Annotated in this window: 12 protein-coding genes; all 12 read left to right on the top strand. The window is 49.5% G+C overall.

Features of this window, described 5'->3' with window-relative positions; translation table 11 throughout:
* Window positions 1-6 precede the first annotated feature (6 nt).
* The 12 genes from ACBP55_RS26890 (at window position 7) to ACBP55_RS26835 (ending at window position 14,036) form a co-directional block, all read left to right on the top strand.
* On the top strand, window positions 7-354 hold the full coding sequence (locus tag ACBP55_RS26890; protein WP_464645943.1) for a response regulator: 348 nt from the start codon (window positions 7-9) through the stop codon (window positions 352-354).
* Window positions 351-1,580 (top strand): helix-turn-helix domain-containing protein, encoded by a 1,230-nt coding sequence (locus ACBP55_RS26885; RefSeq protein WP_464645941.1) that lies wholly within the window; start codon window positions 351-353, stop codon window positions 1,578-1,580. The genes ACBP55_RS26890 and ACBP55_RS26885 overlap by 4 nt, the downstream gene beginning before the upstream one ends.
* Window positions 1,581-1,737: 157 nt before the next feature.
* Window positions 1,738-3,276 (top strand): ABC transporter substrate-binding protein, encoded by a 1,539-nt coding sequence (locus tag ACBP55_RS26880; protein WP_464645939.1) that lies wholly within the window; start codon window positions 1,738-1,740, stop codon window positions 3,274-3,276.
* A 254-nt stretch (window positions 3,277-3,530) separates the two neighbouring features.
* Window positions 3,531-4,973 (top strand): M20 family metallopeptidase, encoded by a 1,443-nt coding sequence (locus ACBP55_RS26875; RefSeq protein ID WP_464645937.1) that lies wholly within the window; start codon window positions 3,531-3,533, stop codon window positions 4,971-4,973.
* A gap of 437 nt (window positions 4,974-5,410) precedes the next feature.
* A complete protein-coding gene (locus ACBP55_RS26870; protein WP_464645935.1) occupies window positions 5,411-6,448 on the top strand; it encodes an alpha/beta hydrolase in 1,038 nt (345 codons plus the stop codon).
* 775 nt (window positions 6,449-7,223) lie between these two features.
* Window positions 7,224-8,165: an ABC transporter permease gene (locus ACBP55_RS26865; protein WP_464645933.1), complete on the top strand. Its 942-nt coding sequence runs from the start codon at window positions 7,224-7,226 to the stop codon at window positions 8,163-8,165.
* Between the two features lie 14 nt (window positions 8,166-8,179).
* Window positions 8,180-9,055: a carbohydrate ABC transporter permease gene (locus ACBP55_RS26860; protein WP_464645931.1), complete on the top strand. Its 876-nt coding sequence runs from the start codon at window positions 8,180-8,182 to the stop codon at window positions 9,053-9,055.
* Window positions 9,056-9,081: 26 nt separating this feature from the next.
* The gene (locus ACBP55_RS26855) at window positions 9,082-9,729 is read left to right on the top strand and encodes an SGNH/GDSL hydrolase family protein (RefSeq protein ID WP_464645928.1); all 648 of its coding nucleotides are present in this window, start codon (window positions 9,082-9,084) and stop codon (window positions 9,727-9,729) included.
* Between the two features lie 2 nt (window positions 9,730-9,731).
* On the top strand, window positions 9,732-10,763 hold the full coding sequence (locus ACBP55_RS26850) for an alpha/beta hydrolase (protein ID WP_464645926.1): 1,032 nt from the start codon (window positions 9,732-9,734) through the stop codon (window positions 10,761-10,763).
* Window positions 10,744-11,520, top strand: a complete 777-nt coding sequence (locus ACBP55_RS26845) for an MgtC/SapB family protein (protein WP_464645925.1) — start codon at window positions 10,744-10,746, stop codon at window positions 11,518-11,520. The genes ACBP55_RS26850 and ACBP55_RS26845 overlap by 20 nt, the downstream gene beginning before the upstream one ends.
* A 36-nt stretch (window positions 11,521-11,556) precedes the next feature.
* Window positions 11,557-12,768, top strand: a complete 1,212-nt coding sequence (locus ACBP55_RS26840; RefSeq protein WP_464645923.1) for a sugar-binding domain-containing protein — start codon at window positions 11,557-11,559, stop codon at window positions 12,766-12,768.
* Window positions 12,765-14,036 carry a DUF4982 domain-containing protein gene (locus tag ACBP55_RS26835; RefSeq protein ID WP_464645922.1) on the top strand — a complete coding sequence of 424 codons (1,272 nt, stop codon included), beginning with the start codon at window positions 12,765-12,767 and terminating at the stop codon, window positions 14,034-14,036. Before ACBP55_RS26840 ends, ACBP55_RS26835 begins: the two co-directional genes overlap by 4 nt.
* Window positions 14,037-14,092 lie beyond the last annotated feature (56 nt).

Genomic DNA, 14,092 nt, shown 5'->3' with positions numbered 1-14,092 from the left:
GAGAGTATGTACCGGTTATTGATCGTGGACGACGAAGAATTTACCGCGAACGGCATTAAGGCAAGCGTGAACTGGTCAAAATTCGGCATCATTCACGTATCTGTAGCGAACAATGCACGTCAAGCGAAGGAAAAGTTTAGCGAAAATTCGTTCGACATAATGATATGCGATATCGAGATGCCGCAAGGAAGCGGACTCGAACTCTATGAGTGGGTACGGGAAGAGCATCCTTGGACGGAGTGCGTCTTTCTGACTTGCCATGCCGACTTTCAATACGCGAAAAAAGCGATCCAGCTAGGGACTTCGAGTATTTGCTCAAGCCTGCGCCACCCGAAGAGTTGGAGCAAGTCATGACGGAGATGATCAAGAAAATAAGCAAAGACCGGAAATCGTCATCGATCGTCATCGAGCGGTTCTGGCAGGATGTGCTGCAGCAGGTCATTCCATCCCAGCCGGACAAAATCATGGAGGCTATCGGGAAGCACAATATACCGTATACGAGCAGGATGAAGTTTTTACCCATTTTGATCGGCATTCAACACTGGAAAAAAGAACTGAGCGCTCGCGATGCCCAAATTATGGAGTACGCGCTAACGAACGCCTTGGAGGAATTGGTCATCCATCAAGTTGCAGCGGCTCACATCGTTCGCGTCAAGGCCAATCAGTTATTGGCGGTATTTTCTACGGAACATGCGATAGAGGCGAGCGGAGAGAAGTTCCGCAAAGAGCTCATAAAACGCTGCGGTTTGTTCATCGAGACGTGTAACCGATATTTTTATTGCCATTTGTCCTGCTATATCGGTCAACCGTCAGAGATACACGGCGTGCGTGATATGGTTGAAAATTTGGTAGCGCTTAGAAAGAATCAAGTGAACGCCGTCGACCGCGTCGTGCTTATCGACGAGAAAATGCCAAATGAAACGCCTTTTCCCATGCCTCCGATGAGAATATGGTCCGAGCTGATCAAGCAGGGGGACAAGAGGAAGCTGATGGCTGAGTCGCAAGATTTTCTGGAGTCGCTTAAGCAGATCGAAGGGCTGAACTCGAAAAGCCTGCAGCAGTTTTATTTAAGCTTCCTGCAGATGGTTCTGCATACGCTTCAGCAGAAAGGGTTGTATATGGACGATATTTTAGCGGATCATTTCGCGCCGGAACGTATTTCGTCTGCCGCCGAGAGCGTCAGGAATCTGCAAGGCTGGGTAACGGACGTCCTTGAATTTGCAATGACTTCCATCGAAGCGCTTGGTTCGAACGAGACAGTGGTGAACAAGATCAAGCGGTATATATCGGCGAATATCGATCAGGAGATGTCCAGACAGTACATTGCCGACTACATTGGGCTCAGCCCCGACCACATTGTCAAGCTTTTCAAAAAGGAAACAGGTCTCTCGATATCGGAGTATATTCTGAAAGAAAGGATTGATCTTGCGAAAGAACTACTGGCCAAATCGGAAACTTCGATAAGCAACGTCGCTTTGGCGGTAGGCTTCGCTAATTTCTCTTATTTCTCCACCCTCTTCAAGAAGGAAGTCTTGATGACGCCTCAAGAATATCGGAAAAGATTCTCTTCCAGCATGTAAACGAAATATATACATCAAGGACGCCAGCTGGCGTTTTTCTCTTTATGTGGACGGAATCTCGAAACCGAGAGAACGGATTCTTGAAAGCGGGTAAACGGGAACTTCAATAAAATAATAATAGCAAGCGGCAAGACCAATCAAAATAGGGGGTTCTTACATGAAGAAAAGAATGAAGAGCGCTGCAATGCTTCTGATTTCCGTGCTGGCAACGTCTACTCTGGTCACGGCCTGCAGCTCGGGCTCGAGCAACCAACCGAATACGAGCGGAGCACCTAAACAGTCGGACAGCGCGAAGCCGGACCTGAAGCCCGTTGAACTGACGATGGTGTTTCCGGTTGCCAGCGAGCAGAAAGACTTGAAAGCCGTACAAGAAAAAATCAACAAGATTACTCAGGAAAAAATCAATGCGACCGTGAAGCTCGTTCAGATCACGAAAGGCGCCTGGGCGCAGCAAACCACACTGATGCTGTCCGGCAACGAGAAAATGGACCTCCTCGTAAGCGGCCGAGGCACGTACGAGCAGGAAGTGGCCAAGGGCAACTATCTTGCGCTTGACGACTACATTGCCAAATACGGTCAAGGCGCCCAAAAAGCACTTGACGATCTGGATCCGGCTTACCTAAAAGCGCCCAGGATCAACGGGAAAGCTTACGGGATAACGAGTATCCGGGACTTTGCGAACGACTACGGCATCTCGATGCGCAAGGATCTTGTGGACAAGTACAAAATCGATACGAAAGCGATCAAATCGCTGGACGATCTTGACGCCGTATTCAAGGTGATCAAGGAGAATGAGCCTGATGTGATTCCGGTGACCAAGTTTGCCAACTCGATTCTCGGCAACCCATTCTCCGGTGGCATGCTGGATCCTTTGGGAGACGGCCTCGGTGTGCTGCCGGCACACGATAACGGGATGAGGGTAGTCAATTGGGTTGAAACTCCGGAATATGCCAAGCTGCTGGATACAACAAGAAGATGGTATTTGGCCGGATATGTTGCTAAAGATGCGGCAACCAGTAATGAAATTTGGCAAAATTTGATGAAGGCAGGAAAAGTCTTCTCGACGTTCCACCATATGAGTCCATTTAGCGAAGCGGCAAATTCCTTAAGTGTAGGAAAAGACTTGATCGAGGTGCGCCTGTTGCCGGCCGTCGCGACCAATACCAACATCACCTCGTATATGTGGAGCATTCCCAGAAACGCGCAGAACCCGGAAAGGTCTATGATGCTGCTTAATTTGATGTATACAGACAAAGAGTTTATCAATTTGCTCGACTGGGGAATCGAAGGGCAGCATTACGTAAAGAAATCGGATAATGTCATCGATTTCCCGCAGGGCGTCAACGCTTCGAATAGCGGCTATTACCCTTACCAAAACTGGCTATTCGGAAATATGCTCCTCTCCTATTTGTTCAACGGGGAAAATCCGGACCGTAACAAGAAGCTGGTGGAATTCATTAAGAACTCGAAAAAATCGAAAGCGCTCGGCTTCAGTTACAATCCGGAGTCTGTTAAGACGGAAATCGCGGCTCTTAAGAATGTGGCGAACCAGTACGCTCTCGCTTTGGAGACCGGCACGGTGGATCCCGCTAAGGTATTACCCGAGTATATCAAGCAAATGAAAGCAGCGGGCGTCGACAAGGTCATTGCCGAGAAGCAAAAGCAGCTTGACGCTTGGGCAGCGGCCAATAAATAATCCGACGGATCCTCCTGTAAAAGACGGAATGTCTCGAACGAGGCCACTGAAATAGCTTCTTTGAACTAAAAAGGTACAGTCCCTCAAAAAAATGAGGAGGCTGTACCTTTATCCTTAATCATTGAGGTATCAAAGGGAGCAGGTGAATCGCATGATTCAGCAACAACAAGCGTTAATCATCAGTTCATATGGAGCTCTATACAGTTAACTAGTTTACCGTGGCAAGACTAGATGAAAAAAGAGAGGCGTTCTTCATGTTTAATCGTGTCAGAATTACGGAAATCATTGAACAAAAAAGGGAAAAATTCATCAATGTGAGCGATAACATCTGGGACTATGCCGAAACCCAATTCAAAGAGTTCCGCTCTGCCGACCTGCTTTGCAAGACACTCGAAGAAGAAGATTTTACGGTAAAACGAGGAGTCGGCGGCTTGGAAACCGCCTTTTTCGGCAGCTATGGAAGCGGCAAACCCATTGTGGCTATCCTTGGGGAATATGACGCGCTTTCCGGACTGAGCCAGGAAAGGGGGCAAGTATCCCATCAGCCTATTCAGCAAGACGGCAATGGGCATGGCTGCGGACATAACTTACTGGGGACGGGCTCGCTTGCGGCAGCGATCGCCGTTCGCCATTATATGGAGGAAAACCAGATTAAAGGAACGATCCGTTACTACGACTGCCCGGCCGAAGAAGGCGGCTCCGGAAAAACGATCATGGTTCGCGAAGGCTTGTTTGACGATGCGGACATCGCCATCTGCTGGCATCCTGAAATCGTGAACGCGGTAATGTCTGTAACCAATCTGGCCAATTATCAGGTTTCCTTCAAGTTTAAGGGAAAGGCGTCCCACGCCTCAGCCGCTCCTCATCTCGGACGTAGTGCGCTGGATGCCGTCGAGTTGATGAACATCGGGTGTAACTATCTGCGTGAACACATCATGCCGGAAGCCCGTATCCATTATGCCGTAACGAATTCAGGTGGATTCTCCCCCAATATTGTGCAGGCGGAAGCGGAAGTGCTCTACCTGATTCGCGCTCCGAAAACGCCGCAGGTGGAAGATCTCTATCAGCGCGTATGCAAGGTTGCCCGTGGTGCTGCCATGATGACGGAGACGGAAGTAGAAATTATTTTTGACAAGGCATGCTCCAACCTGATTCCCAACCAAACGCTGGAAACCATCATGTACAACAATTTCTATGAGTTGGGTGTACATGCTTTTGACGAAGCGGAAAAGGAGTTTGCCCGTCAAATCCGTAAATCCCTAACTGAAGCGGAAAAGCAAAGCGTCTTGGATCTCCTGGCGCTCCTACCGGTCCAGGCAAGCAAGGAATTCGTGCAGCAATTGAAAGAACTAGAGCTTTCCACCGATCTTCTTCCTTATCTAAACAAAACGCTTAACTTGTCCACTTCAACCGATGTGGGTGACGTCAGTTGGGTCGTGCCCACTGTGCAATGCGTGACCACTTGCTTTGCAATGGGGACACAACTACATTCCTGGCAGGCTGTGTCCCAGGTAGGAACATCTATCGGCCACAAAGGGATGCTTCAAGCAAGCAAGGTAATGGCCTCCACCGCAATTGAAGTGCTTCTCCGTCCGGAGGTCATTGACCAGGCAAAAGCCGAGCTGAAAGAAAGATTGAGCGGTGCCAGCTATATATGCCCGATCCCGCCTGAAATCAAACATGTAGCGAGTCGTTGACTTCCTGCCTGGTTGAAAAAGAACGCCCTTTGAAAAGGGCATGAAAGACGGATCGATTCTTCTTACTTTTGATCCCGTCCTGCTTGGGAGCATGATCTCGCATACCCTCACAAGTATGGTGCTTCGAATGGCAACTCGAGGTCATGTTATTCAAAAGCAATTTGGACTCGATCCGGAGCAAATCCTAACCTACTTGATTGAATTTCTTATCCCAATTCGTTGCGCTAAACCTGATCCCTCCATCTTCGAACTAGAGTGAAGGGCTGAGTAAAAATCAGCCTCTCCTTACCAAATCATGCATGAGGTTTTCCCACATGCGCTTTTCGATGCTCATCATTCATGCGCATGCGACTTAAAACAGTATATAGGGTCCATATATTTGGCACTGAAACTCAACTTCGTATCCGACACCATAAAATGACTGCAGGAGGTAACCGATGACACAAGTACAAGTATCCCTTACATTGATTGCTGTCTTGACGATTTTTCTAATCCCGGCTGCCTTCGCCATCTGGACACCTCAGCCAACCATTTGGCTGGCCCGCTTTCTAACCAGAAAGATCGGTCCGGACAATTATGGCTCCAAGCCATCCGATCATCCCGAACTCATGGTGCAAACACAGGTGTTAACGGACATCTCATATCCATCCAAGTACCACAAAAATAAAATCGACCTTTACCTCCCTCAAGGTGATTCGAAGCCGCTGCCCGTCATCATCTTTATCCATGGCGGAGGCTTCATTACGGGAGATAAATTTATGCCCGCCGACTATTCAAGGGCTTTGGCCTCTGACGGCTTTGCCGTAATATCAATGAACTACGAGATGGCGCCCAAAGCAACTCTGTTCGATCAGACGAAACAAGTCGGCGAAGTATGGTCTTATTTGCAGCAGTTGGCTCAGGAATACCCCTTGGACCCATCACGGGTGATCTTTGCCGGTTCCTCAGCGGGGGCTTTCTTGGCCGGGGAGTTTGCCCTGACCCAAACCAATACCGAATATGCAAAGCTCGTGGGGGTCCCACAACTCGTGCCGTCTAATACAATCAAGGGCTTATTGTTATTTTGCGCTCCCTACGATATCACAGCATTTCAACATAGCGATGTAAAGCCCGTGCAAAAATTCATGCTCAAGCGTATGGGCTGGTGCATTTTGGGTGATAAGAACTGGATGAACAACCCGAAGTTTGATGTCTTAAATCTGTCAAAGTACATCACAAAAGACTTTCCCCCTGCATTTGTAACCGACGGCAACACGAAATCGTTTGAAAAACAAGCTAGGGTTTTCGTAGCTGCTCTTCAAGAAAAGGGCGTTCCGGTCACCCCTCTGTTTTTCGACCCCGCCGTGATGAAAGCAGGTCATGGCTATCAGTTTGATATGGCCTCCCCGGCTAGCATACGTAGCCTGGGGCAGACAAAGGAGTTTCTTAAGGAAGTCACTTCCTCTAGCCAAGAGAAAATAACCCGACTCCTCTAAATTGCCCTTGTACTGCTGAAACAATTTACCTTTCCAACCATAAATGTTCTTGAACCAATCGAAGCCCCCTTTCAGGAGGGGCTTTGACTGTTTCGGGAGGAATGAACCATACAAACCATCAATACCTCTCAGGACATTGAAAACCTGAACCGGGACGGAACCGCTCCGGTAGCGCTAGTGAAATATATTGCCTGGTTTTCGTCAACTGGAGTCCGAGTTGTCCAACGACGTAAATTTTCGTCATCACTTATGGTACGGTTCACCGCGATTGATCTTCAACTAATCTGCCCGTTCGTATTATGAGGTCACCAGATCTTTCTGGTCGACCTCTTTTTTGTACAGTCGAAAATTGCGGTAGCCGGGGATTGAACGTATCTGCCCGTGGGACTTGGATCCCGTATCACATGCGATAGTGTGGAAGACAAGAAGGTTAGGGGTTGCCGATGAATTTACTACGGGAGTGATGTCATGAATCCAGTTATTGGTTTGGATGTAATGGTTGAAGTGGGTCTTTCATATTTGGAATCCCTGCTTTCAACGAATTTGTCGTGTTCATCACAATTATTTTAGATCTATCTTCAGAACACCAAAGAACCCTGAGAATAAGATCATTACTGCCATCGAACGGGGGGATTTTTTACGCCATCGCGGATGCAGTCAAGCCGATGTCGGAAACTCAAAAATATGATGTCGAGATCATGGAAGTAGGGTCGGACAAATTACTATAAGATGAAAACATGCACAAAACAATGACAGCAAAAGGTGGTTGTAACGTATGAAGGCAAGCAAAATGTCGGTTTTGCGGCTTGAGATGAGGAAGGCAAAAAAATACCGGATGCTCGTGCTCATGACGCTGCCGGGGCTGATTTACTTTCTCATCAACAATTATTTGCCGATGTTCGGCATAGCCATCGCGTTCAAAAACGTCAATTTCGCGATGGGCATATGGGGGAGCGAGTGGGTCGGCTTCAAGAACTTCGAGTATTTGTTCAAGACGAAGGATGCATACATCATCACCCGCAACACGCTATTGTACAATCTCTCTTTTATTTTCTTGAATACGGCAATCGCGATTTCGCTTGCGATCCTGCTGACTGAAATCCGCAAGCGCATTTTATCGAGAGCGTACCAAACGATGATCCTGCTTCCGTACTTGATCTCCATGGTGATCGTCGGTTACCTCGTGCTCGGTTTCCTGGACGTCGAAAAAGGCTTCATGAACAAGACTCTGCTCCCCTTGTTCGGCCTAGAGCCTATCTCTTGGTATAGCGAAACGAAATACTGGCCGTGGATCCTGACGATCGTACACGCCTGGAAAGGCGTAGGACAACTTTGCATCATCTACTTGGCTGCGATTATCGGCATCGATCAAGAGTACTATGAAGCGGCTAAAATAGACGGCGCGAACCGGTGGCAGCAAATCCGGACGATTACGATTCCGCTCATTGCGCCGGTTATTACAATTTTGACGCTGCTTGCGATCGGGCGCATTTTCTATTCCGACTTCGGCCTGTTCTTCCAAGTGCCGCTTAACACGGGTGCCTTAATGCCGGTCACGAACACGATCGATACGTATGTGTACCGCGCGCTGATCAATATGGGCGATATCGGGATGTCGTCGGCCGCAGGCTTGTATCAAGCGCTCGTCGGATTTGTTCTGGTGCTGGCTTCCAATGCGGTCGTGAGAAAATTCAACAAAGACAATGCACTGTTCTAGAAAGGGGCGCTCCCATGCCATCATCCGGTAAACTTTATCAATGGACGATCAACATCGTCATGCTGGCATTTACATGTTTCTGCATCATGCCATTCTGGTTGCTGCTCTCCGCTTCTCTTACGGACGACATGGAAATCATTCGCAATGGATATGCTTTCTTCCCGAAAGTCGTTAGTTTTTCGGCATACGAATATTTATGGACAAACTCAGCTAATATACTGCGCGCTTATGGAATTACGATTCTCGTGACGGTGGTCGGAACGGCTGCAGGATTGACGCTAACGGCGTTGCTTGCCTATCCGCTGTCACGGACCGAGATGCCATTTCGCAAGATACTGTCCTTCTACGTATTTTTCACGATGCTGTTTAACGGAGGCCTTGTGCCGACCTACCTGTTATACACCAATTTCTTCAATTTGAAAAATACGATACTGGCGCTGATCATTCCGAGCCTGTTGATGAACGGTTTTTTCGTCATCCTGATGCGAACGTTCTTTGCAAGCTCGATTCCGAAGCCGATCATCGAATCGGCCTATATCGACGGGGCGAAGGAATGGAAAATTTTCGCGACAATCGTATTGCCGTTATCGACGCCGGTATTGGCTACGGTCGGGATGTTTTATACGATTATGTATTGGAACGATTGGTTTAACGGACTGATTTACATTACCGACAGCCGGTACTTCAGCCTTCAAAACATGCTCAACCGGATTTTACTCGATGCGCAATTTTTGCAGTCATCGACGGAGATCGTCGCGACAAGTCATCTTCCGCTCACCTCTATGCGCATGGCCATAGCCGCGATCGGGGTCGTTCCGCTGCTGGTCGCATACCCATTCTTTCAGAAGTATTTCGTAAAAGGCCTGACGGTTGGCGCCGTCAAAGGTTGAAACTATTATTTTGGAGGTAGTTACAGATGACCAGAACGAGAACGATCTTATGCTTCGGGGATTCAAATACATGGGGAACCGATCCGCAGAATCGAGGAGTTCGGTTTCCGGCGGATGTTCGGTGGACGGGCGTACTTCGTAAGGAACTGGGAGACGGCTACGACATTATCGAGGAAGGCTTGCCCGGGAGAACGACAGTGTGGGCGGATCCGCTCGAAGGAATCATGAGCGGAAAAGAGTACTTGCCGACCTGCCTGCTGTCTCACAGGCCGCTTGATCTTGTCGTGATCATGCTCGGAACGAATGATTTGAAAGAGCGGTTTTCCGTCTCGGCGCTGGAAATCGCGATGAGCGTCCTATCGCTTGTCGGACTCGTAAAAACGACTTTTTCAAGACCGGGGATTACGAAAGTCCCTCAGGTTCTGATTCTAGTTCCGCCGCCAATCAAGGAAACTGGATTATTCGCAGTCATGTTAAAGGGCGGGGAAGAGAAGTCCAAACAATTGGGCGAGGCATTCGCAATGCTTAGTCCGTATACCGACGCGTCTATCATGGATGCGTCGACCGTGATCGTTTCCAGTGATGCAGACGGCATTCATTTCGAAGCGGAACAACACCGGAAGCTCGGAAGTGCCGTTGCGGAAAAAATAAAAAGTATGTTGGTGGAGGAATAACAATGAATATTCCTTTGTGGCACGACCAACCCGCATTGCAGGGATTCAACGAAGGTTGTCCCAGCTTAACACCGTACTTGCTGGAAGGGGAAGGACCGTTCCCTGCCATCATCGTTTGTCCTGGCGGAGGCTATACATATCGGGCTAGTCATGAAGGCGAGTCTGTCGCCAAGTGGTTGAACGCGATCGGCATTTCGGCTTTTGTCCTTCATTATAGGGTTACTCCGGCACAATATCCGAGCCAGCTTCATGATGCTCAGCGGGCCATACGAACGATCAGGCATAGAGGGACGGAATGGAATATTGATCCGGAGCGAATCGGTATGCTGGGATTTTCAGCCGGAGGCCATCTTGCTTCGATGGCAGGTACGCGTTTTGACAACGGCAATCCGCAAGCCAATGATCCGATCGAACGATACAGCAGCCGTCCCGATGCGCTCGTGCTCTGTTATCCTCTCATTACGATGGGCGAATTTACGAATGCATCGTGCAAGTCGGTATTGATGGGGGATCGGCAGAACGACCGTGCTCTGATCGAACTGTTATCAAGTGAAAAGCAAGTAACGGAGGAAACACCGCCGGTTTTTATGTGGATCACGGCAGACGATCCGGTCGTTCAGGCTGAGAATTGTTTAATGTTCGCGGCAGCACTCAGGAAGTTTAGGGTTTCTTTCGAAATGCATCTTTTTGAAAGCGGTCCTCATGGACTCGGACTGGCCGGCGGCGATCGGGAAGTGCAAGCATGGACAAAGCTGTGCGAGGCATGGTTGAAATCCAGGAATTTCCTCCTTGTAGAACGAGTGATTGACGAGTATACAACCGTAGGCCAGTTGCTGGCCGATGATTGCAGCAGACCCGTATTGGAGCGGTATCTTCCGGATCTTTTGGCATCGCCGAAGATCGACTATCTCAAAGCGTTTTCGTTGAAGACACTGTTCAATTTTCCCGATCCGATGTTTACGGACGAGAAAATGGCAGCCATCTTAAAAGACTTGAAATCGGGGGGGGACGATATTGGCCGGCGCCGCTGCTAATGTTTGGCAACTTGGTCATTGGGATTTGTTCGTACGTATGGTCCTCGCCACAGTTTTGGGCGGATTGGTCGGCATCGAGCGGGAGTGGAACAACCATGCGGCAGGGTTCCGCACCCATATTCTCGTCTGTCTCGGCTCGACCACCATTATGCTGCTTTCGATTTACGGATTCTCCGACTTTGTTGCCGAATCCAACGTCCGGGTCGACCCTGCCCGTCTGGCCGCTCAGGTGATCAGCGGGATCGGCTTTTTGGGTGCGGGCGCGATTCTGCGCAACGGGTCTGTCATCAAAGGGCTCACGACCGCGGCTTCGGTTTGGGTTGTGGCGGCAATCGGCCTTTGTGTCGGAGCAGGGTTTTTGTTTGTCGCATTTCTGTGTACGTTTTTCGTCATTATCAGTCTATACGTGCTGAACAAGTGGGAGAAACATTTGATGCGCCACCGCAAAAAGCACGAGGTCAAGTGTACGATTATCGATATGCCAGGCGTTCTTGGGAAGGTTGCTTCCATATTCGGCGAACAAGGGATCCAAATCGCCAACGTCAAAATGATGCCGGATGAACACACGCCGCCTGAGGCCGGGGGTATGCCTACGATGCAACTCTGCTTCACGGTCAAAAGTCATCAAGAAGAAAATATCGTCCTAGCGCTGGAAGAAATTACGGCACTGGACATGGTGCTGTGGACGGAATCCAGTTATTTTCCAGCTTTGAAACCGGCTATTCCGGTAACCGGAAAAAATTCGATGAATCTATGAATAAATAAGATTTAGACGCAAAAGGAGCCGTTGTTTATGAGAACCAGAGAAAATTTTGACCGAAACTGGATGTTTCATGTCGGTGAGGTAGGGAAAATTGTCAAGACGGTAAAAAAAGCCGGCATGATCGCCGGGCTGACGAATGCGCTGGGGGAAGAGAGACATGAGCCATTCGCGATGGGCGAAGCTGCACGTATCATCCAGAACATCGCTCGAGAATATCTGGGAGATCCGAACTTCGATCTTACCCAAATGTACGGCTCGGATACGCCCAAGGATAAGATCACAGGCTGGGTGAGCGTTAACCTGCCGCATGATTGGCGGTTGGAACAGCCGTACAACCCGGAACGCGGTGGCGCGTTTCAAGGTTATCTGCCCAATGGAGTGGGCTATTACCGCAAAGTATTTCAAATTCCACAGGAGGATGAAGGCAAGAAAATCATCATCGAATTTGACGGTGTGATGCGGAGCAGTTCGGTTTGGGTGAATGGATGCTTCGTCGGCGACCATCTCAGCGGTTATACCAGCTTTCATTATGACATCACGGACCTGCTGAAATATGGGGATGAGGAAGGGGATAATGTTATCCTCGTCCGAACGGATACGACCGGCGGAGATGAAGGCTGGTGGTACGAAGGCGGGGGCATTTACCGTCATGTCTGGTTAACTAAACATGATTACCTGCATGTGGACCGCTGGGGAACCTTCGTCAGAACTGAGCAAGTTGACAATGAAATGGCCGCGGTTACGGTCGAAACGACGGTGAGCAACGAATATCCGCAGAAGATGAAGTACGGAATCCGAACGAGTATTCTGAATCCGGCTGGGGAACTCGTTGCTATCACGGAAACCGACTGCGAAACGCCCGGAATCGACAAGCAAACGGTTCTTCAATCGGTTCAAGTGGCGAAGCCGCTGCTCTGGTCGCAGGACACGCCTCATCTGTATGAGGCCGTAACTGAACTGCTGCACGAAGGGCAAATTGTCGATACGTATCGGACCGTTTTCGGCATCCGTACGGTGGAATACCGTCAGGATGGATTATACCTTAATGGTAAGTACGTACAAGTGAAAGGTACTTGCAATCACCAGGATTTCGCCGGCGTGGGCATCGCGCTGCCGGACCGCGTGCATGAATATAAAATCAAACGCCTGCTGGAAATGGGCTGTAACGCTTACCGTTGTGCCCATCATCCGCCGGCCCGGAGCTGCTCGATGCTTGCGACAGACTCGGGATGCTGGTTATGAACGAGAACCGGATCACGGAGAGTACAGAGATCAAGCTCGATGATCTGAAATCCATGTTGTACCGTGACCGCAACCATCCAAGTATCTTTATGTGGAGCCTCGGTAATGAAGAAAAGATCAGCGGCAGTTATCAAGCCAATCGGATGCTGAAGCGCACTAAGGATTTGGCGAAACGAATCGATCCCACCCGTCCTGTTACGGCAGCCAATCTAAGTCAGAAAGGTATGGACGTCGAGGTTAATGGCGTTAATTACGGTGAGTCCGTAAAAATAGGTCAATCGATCGGTGAATGGTTTCAATCCCATCCCGAAGCCAAAGTGCTGAATACGGAAAATGTCTCTTTCTTCTCGGCAAGAGGCGTCTATGAGGATGATCCGGAAGGCGGGCGCTGCTCCAGCTACGGCTCGAGATATAATATGCAAGGCAAGGAGATGGATGTAGGTAATCTGGGCGGAGCGGGCGGTACGTCAACGCCTGAACGAAGCTGGCGTTATTTCTTAGAAAACCGTTTTTCGGGCGGATTGTTCATATGGACGGGTTTCGATTATCGCGGGGAGACGACGCCATTCCAGTGGCCGTCTGTGCTATCGCATTTCGGCATCCTGGATTATTGCGGATTTGCCAAGGACTCGTACTATTTCTATCAATCGATCTGGAAGGACGAGCCTATCGTTCATCTCATGCCGCACTGGAACTGGCCGGATCGGCTGGGACAGCAGGTGGAGGTCCGCGTGTATACCAACTGCAATGAAGTGGAGCTGATGCTGAACGGCCAAAGCTTGGGCAAGAAGCAAGCGGATGCTGAAGCGGGCGAGCACACATTATCGTGGCAGGTAGCCTATGAACCCGGTCTTCTCGAAGCCATCGCTTATCGGGATGGTAAGGTGGCCGCAACAGAGCGGAAAGAGACCACAACGGAAGCATACATTGTTCACTTGGAGGCGAACCGGTCGGAACTCCTTGCTGACGGCCAGGACGTGTCCATGGTCACAGTTTCGGTGAGTGATCAATCGGGAAGGGTAGTGCCGGTCGCCAATAATCGGATCCGGTTCCATGTTGCGGGTGAAGGTAAGCTGCTTGGTCTAGGGAACGGAGACCCGGGATGCCATGAGTCGGATATAGGAGATTCAAGAAGCGTGTTCAATGGATACGCGATGGCTTTGATTCAGTCGCTGGATGAGGCAGGAGAGATACGAATTGAGGCGTCTTCGGAAGGGTTAGTACCGGCCGTATTGACCCTTCAATCCCGGAAAGACCTAACGAATTGAACGATCAGTGATTATTAAAAAAGCCTTCCCCCTCTGTTCTTAAGCCATTTCGAGAA

Source organism: Paenibacillus sp. WG02 (assembly GCF_055396115.1).
This window is presented reverse-complemented; position numbering and strand designations above follow the sequence as displayed.

Coding starts and splice junctions, on each gene's coding strand:
- ACBP55_RS26885 (WP_464645941.1), top strand. CDS start 351: ATGACGGAGATGATCAAGAAAATAAGCAAAGACCGGAAATCGTCATCG.
- ACBP55_RS26860 (WP_464645931.1), top strand. CDS start 8,180: ATGCCATCATCCGGTAAACTTTATCAATGGACGATCAACATCGTCATG.
- ACBP55_RS26865 (WP_464645933.1), top strand. CDS start 7,224: ATGAAGGCAAGCAAAATGTCGGTTTTGCGGCTTGAGATGAGGAAGGCA.
- ACBP55_RS26870 (WP_464645935.1), top strand. CDS start 5,411: ATGACACAAGTACAAGTATCCCTTACATTGATTGCTGTCTTGACGATT.
- ACBP55_RS26835 (WP_464645922.1), top strand. CDS start 12,765: ATGAACGAGAACCGGATCACGGAGAGTACAGAGATCAAGCTCGATGAT.
- ACBP55_RS26840 (WP_464645923.1), top strand. CDS start 11,557: ATGAGAACCAGAGAAAATTTTGACCGAAACTGGATGTTTCATGTCGGT.
- ACBP55_RS26855 (WP_464645928.1), top strand. CDS start 9,082: ATGACCAGAACGAGAACGATCTTATGCTTCGGGGATTCAAATACATGG.
- ACBP55_RS26850 (WP_464645926.1), top strand. CDS start 9,732: ATGAATATTCCTTTGTGGCACGACCAACCCGCATTGCAGGGATTCAAC.
- ACBP55_RS26890 (WP_464645943.1), top strand. CDS start 7: ATGTACCGGTTATTGATCGTGGACGACGAAGAATTTACCGCGAACGGC.
- ACBP55_RS26880 (WP_464645939.1), top strand. CDS start 1,738: ATGAAGAAAAGAATGAAGAGCGCTGCAATGCTTCTGATTTCCGTGCTG.
- ACBP55_RS26875 (WP_464645937.1), top strand. CDS start 3,531: ATGTTTAATCGTGTCAGAATTACGGAAATCATTGAACAAAAAAGGGAA.